The organism is Lysobacter sp. SCRH-1R, from assembly GCF_057747855.1.
The window spans coordinates 224,632-237,815 of record NZ_CM173227.1; the positions used below are offsets into that span (position 1 = coordinate 224,632).

Annotated in this window: 12 protein-coding genes; 5 read left to right on the forward strand and 7 right to left on the reverse strand. The window is 66.4% G+C overall.

The features are described 5' to 3' along the window. Nucleotides 1-5 precede the first annotated feature (5 nt). The 5 genes from AC3ANK_RS00965 to AC3ANK_RS00985 are packed head-to-tail and all read left to right on the forward strand — an operon-like array spanning nucleotide 6 to nucleotide 4,190. Nucleotides 6-1,451 carry a hypothetical protein gene (locus tag AC3ANK_RS00965; protein WP_484171870.1) on the forward strand — a complete coding sequence of 482 codons (1,446 nt, stop codon included), beginning with the start codon at nucleotides 6-8 and terminating at the stop codon, nucleotides 1,449-1,451. A 1-nt stretch (nucleotide 1,452) separates the two neighbouring features. Continuing rightward, complete coding sequence (locus tag AC3ANK_RS00970; RefSeq protein WP_484171871.1) at nucleotides 1,453-2,055, forward strand: hypothetical protein; 603 nt, start codon at nucleotides 1,453-1,455, stop codon at nucleotides 2,053-2,055. Continuing rightward, nucleotides 2,048-3,190: a hypothetical protein gene (locus AC3ANK_RS00975; RefSeq protein WP_484171872.1), complete on the forward strand. Its 1,143-nt coding sequence runs from the start codon at nucleotides 2,048-2,050 to the stop codon at nucleotides 3,188-3,190. The genes AC3ANK_RS00970 and AC3ANK_RS00975 overlap by 8 nt, the downstream gene beginning before the upstream one ends. Beyond that, nucleotides 3,187-3,795 (forward strand): hypothetical protein, encoded by a 609-nt coding sequence (locus AC3ANK_RS00980; RefSeq protein WP_484171873.1) that lies wholly within the window; start codon nucleotides 3,187-3,189, stop codon nucleotides 3,793-3,795. Before AC3ANK_RS00975 ends, AC3ANK_RS00980 begins: the two co-directional genes overlap by 4 nt. After that, the gene (locus AC3ANK_RS00985) at nucleotides 3,795-4,190 is read left to right on the forward strand and encodes a lysozyme inhibitor LprI family protein (protein WP_484171874.1); all 396 of its coding nucleotides are present in this window, start codon (nucleotides 3,795-3,797) and stop codon (nucleotides 4,188-4,190) included. The genes AC3ANK_RS00980 and AC3ANK_RS00985 overlap by 1 nt, the downstream gene beginning before the upstream one ends. A gap of 585 nt (nucleotides 4,191-4,775) precedes the next feature. Here the strand turns inward: AC3ANK_RS00985 and AC3ANK_RS00990 are convergent. The 7 genes from AC3ANK_RS00990 to AC3ANK_RS01020 all read right to left on the reverse strand — a co-directional run bounded on the left by AC3ANK_RS00990 (nucleotide 4,776) and on the right by AC3ANK_RS01020 (nucleotide 13,121). After that, nucleotides 4,776-6,668: a CocE/NonD family hydrolase gene (locus tag AC3ANK_RS00990; RefSeq protein WP_484171875.1), complete on the reverse strand. Its 1,893-nt coding sequence runs from the start codon at nucleotides 6,666-6,668 to the stop codon at nucleotides 4,776-4,778. A 117-nt stretch (nucleotides 6,669-6,785) separates the two neighbouring features. Beyond that, on the reverse strand, nucleotides 6,786-7,394 hold the full coding sequence (locus tag AC3ANK_RS00995; protein ID WP_484171876.1) for a DUF4124 domain-containing protein: 609 nt from the start codon (nucleotides 7,392-7,394) through the stop codon (nucleotides 6,786-6,788). Continuing rightward, complete coding sequence (locus tag AC3ANK_RS01000; RefSeq protein WP_484171877.1) at nucleotides 7,394-8,134, reverse strand: DUF4124 domain-containing protein; 741 nt, start codon at nucleotides 8,132-8,134, stop codon at nucleotides 7,394-7,396. Before AC3ANK_RS01000 ends, AC3ANK_RS00995 begins: the two co-directional genes overlap by 1 nt. An 83-nt stretch (nucleotides 8,135-8,217) precedes the next feature. After that, entirely contained in the window at nucleotides 8,218-8,781 is a 564-nt protein-coding gene (gene tsaC, locus AC3ANK_RS01005) for an L-threonylcarbamoyladenylate synthase type 1 TsaC (protein WP_206862495.1), read from the reverse strand. A gap of 133 nt (nucleotides 8,782-8,914) precedes the next feature. Beyond that, entirely contained in the window at nucleotides 8,915-11,416 is a 2,502-nt protein-coding gene (locus AC3ANK_RS01010; RefSeq protein WP_206862494.1) for a DNA topoisomerase I, read from the reverse strand. A 199-nt stretch (nucleotides 11,417-11,615) separates the two neighbouring features. Next, on the reverse strand, nucleotides 11,616-12,548 hold the full coding sequence (locus AC3ANK_RS01015; RefSeq protein WP_206862493.1) for an RDD family protein: 933 nt from the start codon (nucleotides 12,546-12,548) through the stop codon (nucleotides 11,616-11,618). 84 nt (nucleotides 12,549-12,632) lie between these two features. Next, nucleotides 12,633-13,121 (reverse strand): DUF494 family protein, encoded by a 489-nt coding sequence (locus tag AC3ANK_RS01020; protein ID WP_206862492.1) that lies wholly within the window; start codon nucleotides 13,119-13,121, stop codon nucleotides 12,633-12,635. Nucleotides 13,122-13,184 lie beyond the last annotated feature (63 nt).

Here is a 13,184-nt window from a genome sequence, read left to right on the forward strand (position 1 = left end):
CCTGCATGAGCGCGCAAAACACCCCGAAGCCGATCACGGCCTCACGTTTCGGCTACCCGTTCAAGAACAAACAAGGTCAGGAGATCACCGATCCACAGCTGTTCTACGATGGGCTCGCTGTCGTACAGGGCGGGCACTACCTGCTCAGTCCGCACGGCTTTTTCCATGGTGGCGTGCACATCGCCTGGTCCAGCGGCAACGCGTTCGAACTCAATGAAGGCATACGCTGCCTTGCCGATGGCGACGTCGTGGCGTACCGCATCAACCGCCGCTACTACGATGCGACGCCTGGCACGGCGGGCGATGGCCCAGCGCTGCGTCCATACTCCACAGGCTTCGTGCTGGTTCGCCACCGGTTGCAGGCGCCCACCCCGCCACCGCCGCCCAAGCCGGTGAAGATGGACAACCCGGGCGCCGACATCCGCAATTGGGGCGCGTGGCTCTACGATGATCCTCAAGGGCACCGGCGTCGTGCATGGTTGCGCCACGGCACTCCGGTGAAGGTGGAGATTGGAAAAATCGCGCCGGGACAAGGGCGCTACGTACGCGTCCTGGACACGACCGGCTTTGGGCTGCCGCGCGAGGGTTGGATCGAACGCACATGGCTCGCGATCGACCCGCTCGCGGGGAGGGGCATGCGCAGCATGCTGGGCTTCAAGGATGTCATAGCCACGCACGTCTATCGAGGCGATTCCGTTGACCCGGAAGCGTCGGACGTATATGCGCGCAACAAGGCCGAGCAGGAACGTCCTGCGACACCTGCGGCGCCGACATTGACGCTGTACAGCCTCTACATGCACCTCGCTGACTTTGAGGGTTATGGAAGGAACCCGAACTGGGTACGGCCGGGCTACTGGCCATCGACGCGATATCGAGTGGGCGAGAAGGTGAAGGACAGGAAACGTCTCGCGCGCGAGCGCTCCGGAAGACAGTGGGTGCAACGCTATCCCGGGAGTAATCGGGTTGGCGACCTCACCCCATCGTTTGCCGGTTCCGTCGGACGATTCATCCATGCGCTCAGGGCGGCCGGTGCGAACGTCGCAATCAATGCGACCTATCGCCCTCCCGAGCGGGCGTACCTGATGCACTATTCATGGCGTATCGCGCGCGAAGGTTTCGCACCGACATCCGTACCCGAGATGGCGGGTGTGAACATAGACTGGGCCCATCTGGACACGGGTGGCAAAAGCGATCATCAAGCAGCGCTACAAGCTGCCAGGGAAATGGTTGCAGGGTTCGCAATCGTGCACCGCCCCTCGTTGACGTCGCGTCATACAGAACGGCGCGCAATCGACATGACAATCTCCCGGGCAATCGGCGCAGACGTCCAAGGTGCCGACGGGCTTGATCGAAGGGTCAACTCATCCAGCGATCTGCATTCGGTGGGCCAGAGCTACGGCGTGATAAAGCTCCTCAGCGACCCGCCGCACTGGTCCGACGATGGGCATTGACATGAACGTGACCAGGAAAATCATCGCACTCATAACGCTCTGCGCGTTAAGTGCCTGCTCGTCATCGATGCGGGAAGCACCGAGCGATCAGCCTCTCCATGGAGCAAGACAACCGTCATCGGCGCATGTCGGCTTCGTTGTCTACGGGCATTCAGACGCAAGCCTCTACTTGGCGCAGGCTCTGGAGCGTGGAGACACGCTCACCGTCCAGTACCCATCCTCGACAGGCGACGCATTGTGCTGCCGTGATCTTTCTGTCGATGGTGCGGACAAGAGGGAGTCGGAAGCTGTAACTGCACTGGATGCGAAGACTGGCGCGTCCTTGCATCGTTTCGACCTCGTGTCTGGCATGAGCGATGTGCCGTTCATAGGCATAGCGACGGTCAACGCGACGAAGGTGACTCAGGATGCCACAGGCGATAGCGTCACCGTGCATGCTCCGTCCGGGCCGATGCGAGTCATTTCGTGTCTCAGCCAGGAAGGCAGCCATCTGTTCGTTCGTCAGGACGGCAGGATCGTTTCCCATCTCTACTACGGCTTCGATTACGAAGTAGAGCCCACATGTCCAGACGAACTCTTTGAAGTGGAATCCAGAAATGAGTAACAAGAATGTCGTTGGCCTCAACATCCGCGCACAGGCGACAAGTCGGAGCGAGTGCCTGGGACTACTCGTGCGCGACAGTGTCATTGAGGTGGGGCAACACTCACCAGACAGGAAATGGGCGCGTATCACACGAGTTGTTGATGGGGGCATCGACTCCGTTAGATCCGACGGAGCGATTCCGCCTGAAGCTGCGAACGGATGGGTGTTCCTCGGCGAGCTCGACCCCGATCCATCGCCGGAAGTGTTCGACGAAGTGAGAGTCCTTCCCATACCGCATGCGGTCAAGGGAGGGAGCGTCCTGGGCTATCTGGGCGAGGATGTGCCTGCGCGCGCCGGCCCGATCGCCGGTCGGCCAGTGTCCCGCAAGCTGCTGCACTTGGAAGTATTCAGTGGCGACGACGTGCCTGGGTACCTGGCCGCAAGTCGGTCGTGGGCCAAACAGCATCTGCCGGACAACGAGCGCACTCTTCTGCTGCTGCGGCCGGGCGACACGTTGCTGGACGAGCCGAACGGCAAGGTCGCTCACACGCTCCTCTGGGCGCAGGTGCTGCCGCTCGCCGGGTTGGAGGTTAAGGAGGTGGGCGGTAAGCGTTGGCGAAAGGTCGCCAAGCTTACTTCCAGCAACGGTACCGAAGCGGTGGGCTGGGTGGAAGAGGCCAACCATCTGGCGTCACCGTGGGAGTGGCCTGGGTTCGAGGTAGTGGATGAACCTAACAGTGCGTCCGGCGCATCGTGGATAGATCTTGCGGCGAAGGTCGCCTTCATCAAACGCGAGGGCCCGCGCCCCGAAAAGACGCCCCTGTATCAGGCGTTGCGCAAACTGGTTGATACCAGTGGCGACGGGAGCCTGAGCGAAGAAGAACTGAATGCGGCGCTTCGCAATCGCTCAAAGGCAGCTCACGTCGGTCGGCTGATCGTGCGACACGACAGCGAATGGGCGCAGGAGCCGGCCAGTCGGCAGCAGCAAGTGGCTCGCAGCATCGCCGACGCATTGGGGTTCGGTGTGGTCAAGCAGGTAGAGACGAAATGCCGCGTGCGGCGCGCCTGCCGTGGTGGGATGAGGTGGCAGACGGCGCCGAAGGCTTTCCGACGAGTCCCCGCGTGTACCACTTTCATCCGGGTGCGTTGGGCATGAATTTCCTGGCTCTTCGGGCGAGTAAGTTAAATGATTTGATTCAGCGAATCGGGGACATCATTTCGCATGGAGAAGGAGGCTACGAGTCGTACAACACAGGGACCAAGGGGGTAGCAGGTGGCCGGGTCGGACATGGCTTCATCAGTCCGCCGCCGGGAACGGTGACGTCAAAAACAATCAACGAAATACTTGCCACCGAACCACTCTCGGGGACCGATAGGGGTCGGATGTTCGCCACCGGAAAGTATCAAACCGTATTCGCTACTTTGAAGGAAGCTAAAAGGACAATGCGGCTAACTGGCGATGAGCTGTACGACGCCGACATGCAGGAGAGAACGTTCCGTGAATTTCTCCTGCACAAGGCCGGCGGTGGCCGCCTCGCAAGATTCGTGATCAACGGGGAGGGGACCGTTGACGACGCACAGCATGCAGCAGCTAAAGAGTGGGCTTCCATCGCTACGCCAGCCGGGCGAACCATCTTTAATGGTGAAGTATCAAACGGTTCGATGTCGTACTACGCCGGAAGCGCTAATAGCGCCAATGGGAAGTCAACATCCGATCTACGATCAATTCTCGAAGAGATTCGACAAGGAAGGAATAACTAATGAGCTCTAAGCATTTGCTCATGATGCTTGTGTTGGTTCCGTGTCTTGCGAGCGCGAAAGGAAATCAAGGCGACTACGACGCGCAGTATAAGGCGTGTTTGCGCGAACTTGGGCCGATCAGTAATGGTGTTGTAACTGCATGTGCTGAGGGCATCTCCAGCAAGGCAAAATCTGAGATGAACTCGCTTTACGCGACATTACATCGCGAGTACTTGGTTAGATTTCCAGACGACGCGGATAACCTGGAAAAGAGTCAGAAAACTTGGCTCTCGTATCGCACGCTCCATTGCGCGATCGCGGGTCGCCGTGTGGGATCGCCCATGAATTCTGTTTGTCCGATGACGCTGAACATCCAAAGAGTGAAGGAGCTGAGGGCGCTGTCCAATGGGTTATAACGGCGGGCGTCAGTGGATCGTTCTGAATGTGTGTGCAGAACAGCTGATTGGGTGCTAAAGATGGCGACAGGGAGCCATAGAGATGTAATGAGAAATGATGGCGAACCCGAGAGGGTCTGCAGCATTCGAAAACTGTCCTTCGCTCTGCTTCTGTTAGTTGTTGGTTTTTGTCGCGCGACCGGGCCCGTGGGTATTGACGGAGACAGTGGCTCGCGTGCCATTCTCGACCTTCGAGCTGACGTTGCATACTGCGGGCGCGAAGGTCACGGGGCGTTACTGCTTCGTAACCAGATACGGCGCCACGATCGATTGTGAAACGGACGTCGACAATGTTGCTGGACGAGCTGATCCCGGCACTGGCCTTGCCTCCGTGCAGTTCCATTCAACTTTCAGTGCTACTGCCGGAGTGGCGATGCTGTCGGTAAAGAACGGATGGCGCGTCGTCAAAAAGCCTGCGGGCGGTGCGTACTTCGGACCGATCACTGCGGAACTGCGCTGGGCTGCGAGCACGGGTAGCGGGGCGGCGGTGCAACCTGCCACGCCTTGCCGCATGCCCGAGCGAGCTATGCCCCCGAGGCGATGCGCCTACCGCGGCCCCGCGAACGGCCTGTCTTCCGGCACCGGCAGGTCCAGCACCGGGATCTCCACGAAGCTCACCGCATCGCCGCCGTGGAAGATGCGGTTGAGTGCTTTCGACGGGCGCGTTTCGTCGTAGTTGCGACCGCCCGTGCCGAGGTTGCGTTCCAGGCGCGGGAAGCTTGAGCTGCTGATGTCCAGGCGGATGCGATGGCCGCGGGGGACGAGGTAGGCGATGGAGCGCATCGGCACGTCGAGCACGTAGCGGTCGCCCGGCGTCATCAGGCTGGGACGTTCGACACCGTCGCGGTAGCGCGCGCGCAGCGCGCCTTCCTGGATGTTCGTCGCACGGCCGTCCGGCCATACGTGCACGAGGCGCGCGATGAAGTCGGTGTCGGGCGCGGTCGAGGACACGACCAGCTGCGCACGCAGTTCGCCGACGATTCGCAGCGGCTGTTGCAAGGGCGCGGAGGTGTAGACGAGCACGTCCTGCCGCGTTTCGACGTCGCCCTGGTCCACCGGCCCCGAACGCTGCGCCGGATCGCCCGTGCAGCACAGCGGCCCGCCGCGGGAGGGAACGGGATCCAGCGGGTCGTGGATGTAGTCGTCCGATCGCGTCTCGCGTGCGGCTTCCAGCGCTAGGACGCCGTCGCCGTCGCGGCCGTTCGCGTGGCCGCCGCCCGACAGGTACCACGACTGCGGTCGCGCCTCCGCTGGCGGCCACTGCGTCGCGTCGAGCCAGCGCTGTTCGTTGAGCACGAAGTAACGGTACGGCGGCAGCGCCTTGAGGCCGTCCCCGCGTCCGCGCAGCCAGTGGTCGAACCACGCCAGATACCACTCGCGATAGGGCTGCGCGGCATTGCGCACCGGCAGGTCGCCGAAGCGGCCCATGCCGGCGACGAGTTCCTGTTCGCAGTGGTTGCCCGGCGCGATGATCACGTGCTGCACGCGTCCGGCTTCGGGCGAATTGCGAAGCACCGATCCGGTGAGCGCCAGCGTGCCCGACAGGCTCGGATCGCCCCAGGTGTCGATCACCAGCGCGGGCGTGCGCGGGCGATCGTCCGCGAACACGTAGTCCAGCGCGCGCCAGTGCGCGTCGCCGAGCGGCGTCTGCAGGAAATCCTCGAAGCCGTTCGCGCCGGGCCGCACCTGGCGGACCACGTCGAGCATGGGCAACGTCGGCAGCGCCTTCGCCATGTCGAGATCGTTCGGCCAGGGCCCGTGATCGGACTTCATCCCGTGCTTGGCGAACCAGCCGGCCGCGCCGGCCAACTGGAACACGCCGCCTTCGAACGCGCCGAAATAGCCGGCGTGGCCGTCCACGTCGCCGGCCGCGCCGCCGGCGGCGATGGGGATCATCGCCGCGTGCGCGGGATGGTTCGCGCGTGCCAGCGCGTACTGCAGTTCACCCTGCGCCGAACAGCCGATCGTGCCGACCTTCCCGTTCGACCAGCCCTGGCGGACGATCCAGTCGAGCGTGTCGACGCCGTCGCTGGTGGCGTGGCGCCAGGGGAGGAAATCGTCGCCTTCGGAGCCGAACTTGCCGCGCACGTCCTGCACCAGCACGGCGTAGCCGTTGCGCGCGAAGAACAGGCCTTCGCCGATGGCCTCGCCGTAGCGGCGGCGATCGTACGGCAGGCGGACGTACACGGTGGGTAACGGGCCCTCCGCGTTGCGCGGACGGTACAGGGTGCCGGCGAGCTGCGTGCCGTCGGACATCCGGATGCGGACGTCGTCGTCGATGCGCACGCCGAACACCAGCGCGCGCACCGGTTGCTGCCAGTGCGCGGGGATGCGTTCGCGCATGACGAACAGGGCCGCCGCGGTGAGCAGCAGCGCGGCCGGCACGAGGACCAGCACCAGCCACCAGCCGAGCGCGGGGCGCACTGCGGACAAGTCCATCTCCAAGAATCGTTCCCTTGCGCTCGTGGCGACCGCGGGACGGCCGTCCGGGTCGGCGGCGCGGAGCCGCTTCGCCCTGTGTTCAAACGCGTACGGGACGTGCCGGCGGCCAGCGCGTCAGGGGGCGCAGGTGCTTTCCGCGAACGTGCGGCGGATGCGCTCGGCCTCGGCCGGCGCGACGGGCTCGCCGCCGCCGAAGGTCGTAAGGGCGTCGAGATCGCGCACGCGCTGCTTCCATGCGTCGCAGAGCGCGAACGCGGGCACGGGCTCGCAGCGGTCTTCCATCATCTGGCACGCGGTGCCGCCGGCCATCGCGCCGGTGCCGTCCAGGCCGGTGACCTGCAACGGCGCGCAGCGCGGCGGCGGTTGCGCGGTTTCGCCGAAGTAGCGCTCGCGGTTCCAGGTCTGGCAGGCAAACAGCGCGGGCGGCGGTTGCCGGGGAGGGCTGATGGGCTCCGGCTCCGGTGCCGCGACAGGTTCAGGCACGGCGACGGGTGCGGCGGGCGCCGGTTCCGGTGGTGCGGGCGGCGGGGCGTGCGCGGGCGCGGAGGTCGTCGGCGTGTCCATCACCTTCTTCTGCTGCCGGCTGCCCTTCGGACAGGGCGTGCCGTTCTGCAACGTCACCGCACCCGAGGCGTCGGTGCATCGATAGATGACCACCTCCGCATGCGCGGGCGCGATCGCCAGGGCGCCGAGCAGCAACGCGGCGCCAGCCAACGCCCGCATCAGGCGCCTCCGCAGTCGCTGGCCAGGCGCGCGTCGATGCCGCGCTGCTGGCGGTCGATCTCTCCGCGTTCGCTCTGCAACGCGCTGTTGTAGCGGCGGCCGAGTTCCCATCGTTCGTCGCGCAGGCGTGCGCAGACTTCCGCCTGCGGCAGCGCATGGCATTCGTCATGGACCCAGGTGCCCGTGCCGTACGCGGCGTAACCCGGCGGCGGCACGCCATCGGGTGGACGCGGAGGCGGCGGCGGGCGATCGCCGATGCGAACCGAATAGCGGCCGTCGCCGCCATCGAACGTGCCGCGCACACGGGCGTGGACGCCGCCCGGGTAGAACGGGCGCGGCGGCGGAAGCAGGCCCGAATAGCCGGGATAGCCCAGCGTCCACAGCGGCACCCAGCGCGGATTGCCGGCGCTGGTGTCGCTGAGATATCGGTTGCCATCGGGCGTGGTGCATTCGTACATCGGCCGCGCCGGTGTGGAGGCAACGTAGCGCGGCGGCGGCGCGGCGGGCGGCGGTTCGGCCTTCGGCGCGGCGGCTTCGCGGCGCACGGACGGCGGTGCGTCCTTCGGGCGCACCATCTCCTGCGTCTGCTGCCTCTCGCCTTTCCTGCACGGCGTATCGCGCAACGTCAGCTGGCCCTGCGCGTCGGTGCAGCGGTAGATGGTGATCTCCGCCGCATGCGCGGCCGCCGCCGCGAGCAGCGGCAGTGCGAGGAGCGCGACGATGCGGACGCCGGAGGCCATGCGCGCATCTTGCGTCGCCCGTGGTGACGAAGGAAGCGCGGCGCCGGGCGTCCGGTTGTCCGGCGGTGGCGTTTCGGGCGGGCTCAGGCGCGGATCCGGGCGCCGGTGCGGGCGTCGCGGATCGCGGTGGGCGAGGCGAGGCCGCCGGTTTCGCCCCCGGTGACGCCGTCGAGTCGCGCCAGCACGCGGGGATCGAGTGCTTCGCGGGTGAACGCCGGCGGCTCGCCCGCCAGGTTGGCGCTGGTCGATACCAGCGGTCCGCCGAACGCGTCGCACAGCGCGACCACGTCCGGATGCGCGCTCACCCGCACGGCGACGCCGTCGTGGGTGCCGGTGATCCAGCGCGGCACGCGCGGCGTGGTCGGGATGATCCAGGTGTTCGGCCCGGGCCAGCTGGCGAGCACCGCGTCGCGCTGCGCTTCGGTGAGTGCCTCCCAATCGAGCAGGCCGTCGAACTGCGAACGCGACGCGGCGATCAGGATCACGCCCTTGTCGACCGGCCGCTGCTTGATCGCCAGCAGCCGCAGCACCGCCGACTCGTCGAACGGATCACAGCCCAGCCCCCAGACGGCTTCGGTCGGATACGCGATGACGCCGCCGCGGCGGAGCGCGTCGGCGGCTTCGTTCGAAGTGAGCGGCGGGGACATGGCGCGAGGATAACGCGGGGCGCGATGCGCGCCAGCAGGGGCGTTCGGCGCGTGGGATCTTGCGGGGCGCGTCCCGGCGTTCGCCGGGATCACGCTTCACAGCGGTGGAAACCGTCGAAGCAGCGAAGGCGCCTTACGCCCTCGCCTTCTTCACGACCTTCTTCGTCGCGGTCTTCTTTGTGGCAGCGGTCGTGGTCTTCTTCGCCGCCTTCTTGGCAGCCGTCTTCTTCGCGGGCGCCTTCTTCGCCGGAGCCTTCTTCGCGGCCGGCGCCTTCTTCGCGGCGGCTTCCTTCTTCACCTTCACCGCCGGTTCCTTCTTCGCGGCCTTCTTGCCGAAGCCGCGGCGCACCGGCTTGCCGGTGTCGGCGAGGAACTGCGTGGCTTCCTCCAGCGACAGCGAGGCCGGCTCGCGATCCTTCGGGATCTTGCCGTTGAGCTTGCCGTCGCTGATGTACGGCCCGAAGCGGCCGTTGAGCACCTGCACGTCGCTGCCGTCCCATTGCTTGATGATGCGGTTGCGGGCGATCTCTTCCTTCTGCTCGATCAGGAACACCGCACGCGCCAGGTCGATCGTGTACGGATCGTCTTCCTTGGTGAGCGAAGCGTACGTGCTGCCGCGCTTGGCGAACGGGCCGAAGCGGCCGATGCCGACGCTGACCTCATGGCCCTCGTTCTCGCCGAGCTTGCGCGGCAGCTTGAACAGCTCCAGTGCGTCTTCCAGCGTGATGGTGTGCATCGACTGGCCCGGGCGCAGCGACGCGAACTCGAGCTTCTCGTCCGTGTCCTTGTCGCCGATCTGCGCGTACGGCCCGAAGCGCCCCAGGCGCACGCTCACCGGTTTGCCGGACTTGGGATCGGTGCCGAGCTCGCGCGCGCCGGTGGCCTCGCTGCGATCGACCGATTCGGTCTTGTCCTCGACCAGTTCCTTGAACGGGCCCCAGAACTTCTCCATCAGCGGGACCCATTCCTCCTCGCCGCGCGACACCGCATCGAGTTCGTCCTCGAGCCTGGCGGTGAAGTCGTAATCCACGTAGCGCGTGAAGTGCGACGACAGGAACTTCGACACCGCGCGGCCCACGTCGGACGGGCGGAAGCTGCGGCCTTCCATCTCCACGTACTTGCGGAACAGCAGCGTCTGGATGATCGAGGCGTAGGTGGACGGACGGCCGATGCCGTATTCCTCCAGCGCCTTCACCAGCGCCGCTTCGGTGTAGCGCGGCGGCGGCTGGGTGAAATGCTGGTCGGCGTGGATGCGATCCAGCGGCACGCGGTCGCCGGTCTTCATCGCCGGCAGCTTGCGGCCTTCGTCCTCGTCCTCGGCGGCCTTGGTGTCCTTGCCTTCCTCGTACACGGCGAGGAAGCCCGGATCGACCACTGTCGTGCCCGAGGCGCGGAACGCGTGCTCGCTGCCGGCGGCCAGGTCGACCGACACGGTGTTGAGCGTGGCCGGGACCATCTGCGAAGCGACGGCGCGCTTCCAGATCAGTTCGTAGAGCCGGCGTTCGTCGTCGCTGAGGAAGCGCGCGATCTGCGAGGGCGTGCGCAGCGCCGAGCTGGGACGCACGGCTTCGTGCGCTTCCTGCGCGTTCTTCGACTTGTTCTGGTACGCGTTGGGCTTGTCCGGCAGCGCGCGCGTGCCGTAGTCGCGGGCGATGACGTCGCGGATTTCGGTCACGGCGTCCTGCGACAGCGTCACCGAGTCGGTACGCATGTAGGTGATCAGGCCGACCGTGCCTTCCTCGCCGATCGCCACGCCTTCGTACAGCTTCTGCGCGACCTGCATGGTCTTGCGCGTGGTGAAGCCGAGCTTGCGCGCGGCTTCCTGCTGCAGCGTGGAGGTGGTGAACGGGGGTGCCGGACGCCGCTTGCGCTCCTTCGATGCGACGTCGGTGACGTGCAGCGCGCCGTTGGCGGCGGCGGTGATGCGCTTGCGGGCGTCCTCGGCGGTGTCGCCGTCGGTGACGGTGAACTGCTCGAACTTCTTGCCGTCCAGCTTGATGAGCTTGGCGGTGAAGGCCTGCGTCGGATGCGCGCACTCGGCCTCGATGGTCCAGTACTCGCGCGCGACGAAGGCTTCGATCTCCTCCTCGCGCTCGACGATCATGCGCAGCGCCGGCGACTGCACGCGGCCGGCGGACAGGCCGCGCTGCACCTTGCGCCACAGCACCGGGCTGAGGTTGAAGCCGACGAGGTAATCCAGCGCGCGGCGCGCCTGCTGCGCGTCGACCAGGTCGGAGGCGATCGACCGCGGCTGCGTCATCGCTTCCTTGATGGCGCGCGGGGTGATCTCGGTGAACACCACGCGGTGCAGCGGCTTGCCTTCCAGCAGGCCGCGCTCCTTCAGGATTTCCGCGATGTGCCAGCTGATCGCCTCGCCCTCGCGGTCCGGGTCGGTCGCCAGGTAGAGCGCCTCGGCGCCCTTGGCCGCCTTGGCGATCGCGTCGACGTGCTTCTCGTTCTTGTCGATCAGGTCGTAGCGCATGGCGAAGCCGCGCTCGGGATCGACCGCGCCCTCCTTTGGCACCAGGTCGCGGACGTGGCCGTAGGAGGCCAGGACGGTGAAGTCCTTGCCGAGGTATTTGTTGATCGTCTTGGCCTTGGCGGGCGACTCGACGATGAGGAGGTTCTTGGCCATGGGGGCTCCGCAGGGCCTGTCCCGGCGCTGCGATGGGGGCGGATGGAAGCGGGAGAAGACTACGCCCGCGACATGCGGCGCGGGCGTTCGGGGGCTTCTCTTTTTTCTATTGAGGCCATGCGTCGGCCGGGGCTGTCAAGCATGGCCGCGTGAAGCCGGGACCGCCGCCGCCCTGCGACGGTCCCGTTCAGCCTGGACTTCAGCCAGCACCGGCGGCGCGCCGCACGTATTCCTGGTACGCCGGGATGGCGATGGCGAGCATGATTCCCACGTAGGCCACGACTGCCAGGCCGCCCAGGATCAGCAGCACCAGCGCGACGGCGCCGAGCCCGCGGCGCTGCCGTTCCGGATGGGCGGTGTATGCCCAGCGGTCGACCACCAGCGTGCTCGCGACCATGTCGTGCAGGCCACGCTTGCGCTGGGTGAAGCCCGCCATGAAGTAGCCGATGTAGAGCGTGAAGTAGCACAGCAGGTGCGAGGCCCAGCGGCCGAAGGCATGGCCGCGGCCCAGGCGCCGTCCGGCGTCGTCGCTGACCTTGATGCCCACCGCCATCTTGCCCAGCGTGGCCTGCGTGCCGGAGGACTCCATGCCGATGTAGTACAGCCCGCTGATGACCGGATAGAGCAGGTAGACCAGCGCGAGCAGGGCGACCATGCCGGTCGGCGGGGCGGACTCGGCGGAGAACAGCCCGGACATGCCCAGGCCGAACACGACCATCGCGATGACCAGCACCACGTAGTAGCCGATGCTCACGACCAGCGAGTCGATCATCAGCGCGGCCAGGCGCTTCCAGAAGCCGGCGTACACGACCTCGCCGGCTGCGGCCTGGTAGTCGTCCACTTCGTTGAGGCTGGCGCGCGGCGGCGCGTACGGCGAAGCGCGGTCGACCGCGTCGCCGGCCACCGCCGCGGGCGTCGCGAAGGCCGAGGGCGACACGACCGGCGGTGGTGCCACCTCGTCGAGACCGAGCGAATCGGAGAAACGGTCGAGCGGCTGCCAGTCGCGCGCGCCGACGTGCCAGGCGAGCGTGTCGCGTTGCACGCGGCCGTCGCGATAGGCCTCGCGCACGTCGTCGGCGGCCATCGGCCCGACGCGCCCCTGTCCCGGCAGGTGGTAGTACCAGTCCGTCATGTTGTCCCCTGATTGTCGAAGGCCGGCCCGTGCGGACCGGCCTGCATGCGCCTCCCCAGGCGCGTTACCTGCGTCCGGCGGCGCTCAGTGCACCGGCTCGGGTTCGTCCTCGAACATCTGCGTTTCCATCCAGGCATAGGCGGCTTCCGAGCCCGGCTGGTTGAACAGCACCATCAGCACGACCCACTTCAGGTCGTCCAGGTCGATCTCGTCCTGGTCCAGCGCCATCGCGCGGTCGAGCACGAGCTCGCGCTGGCCGGCGTCGAGCACGCCGTGCTGTTCCAGGAACAGCAGGAAACCACGGCATTCCACGTCGAGCTTGTCCAGCTCCGGCCCGAAGAACACGCGCACCGGCCCGTTCGCGCGCGGAGCCGCGGCGCTGGGCCGCTGCTGGGCCAGCGCGTCGAGCCATTCGAAGGCCTTGTTGATCTCGGCGGGACTGAAGCCGGCTTTGCCGAGTTCGTCGAAGAGGGGGCCGCTGCGGAGCGAATCGCGGTCGCGGACGAGGTCCGCATCGTCGGTGAAGTAATGCTCGAACAGGTACAGCAGGACGTCCAGGATGCTCTCTTTCATTTCCCTCGGCCTGCGCCGCACGCGGCGCGGTGGGCAGAACTTGCGGAAGGCCCGCCGCCGCGA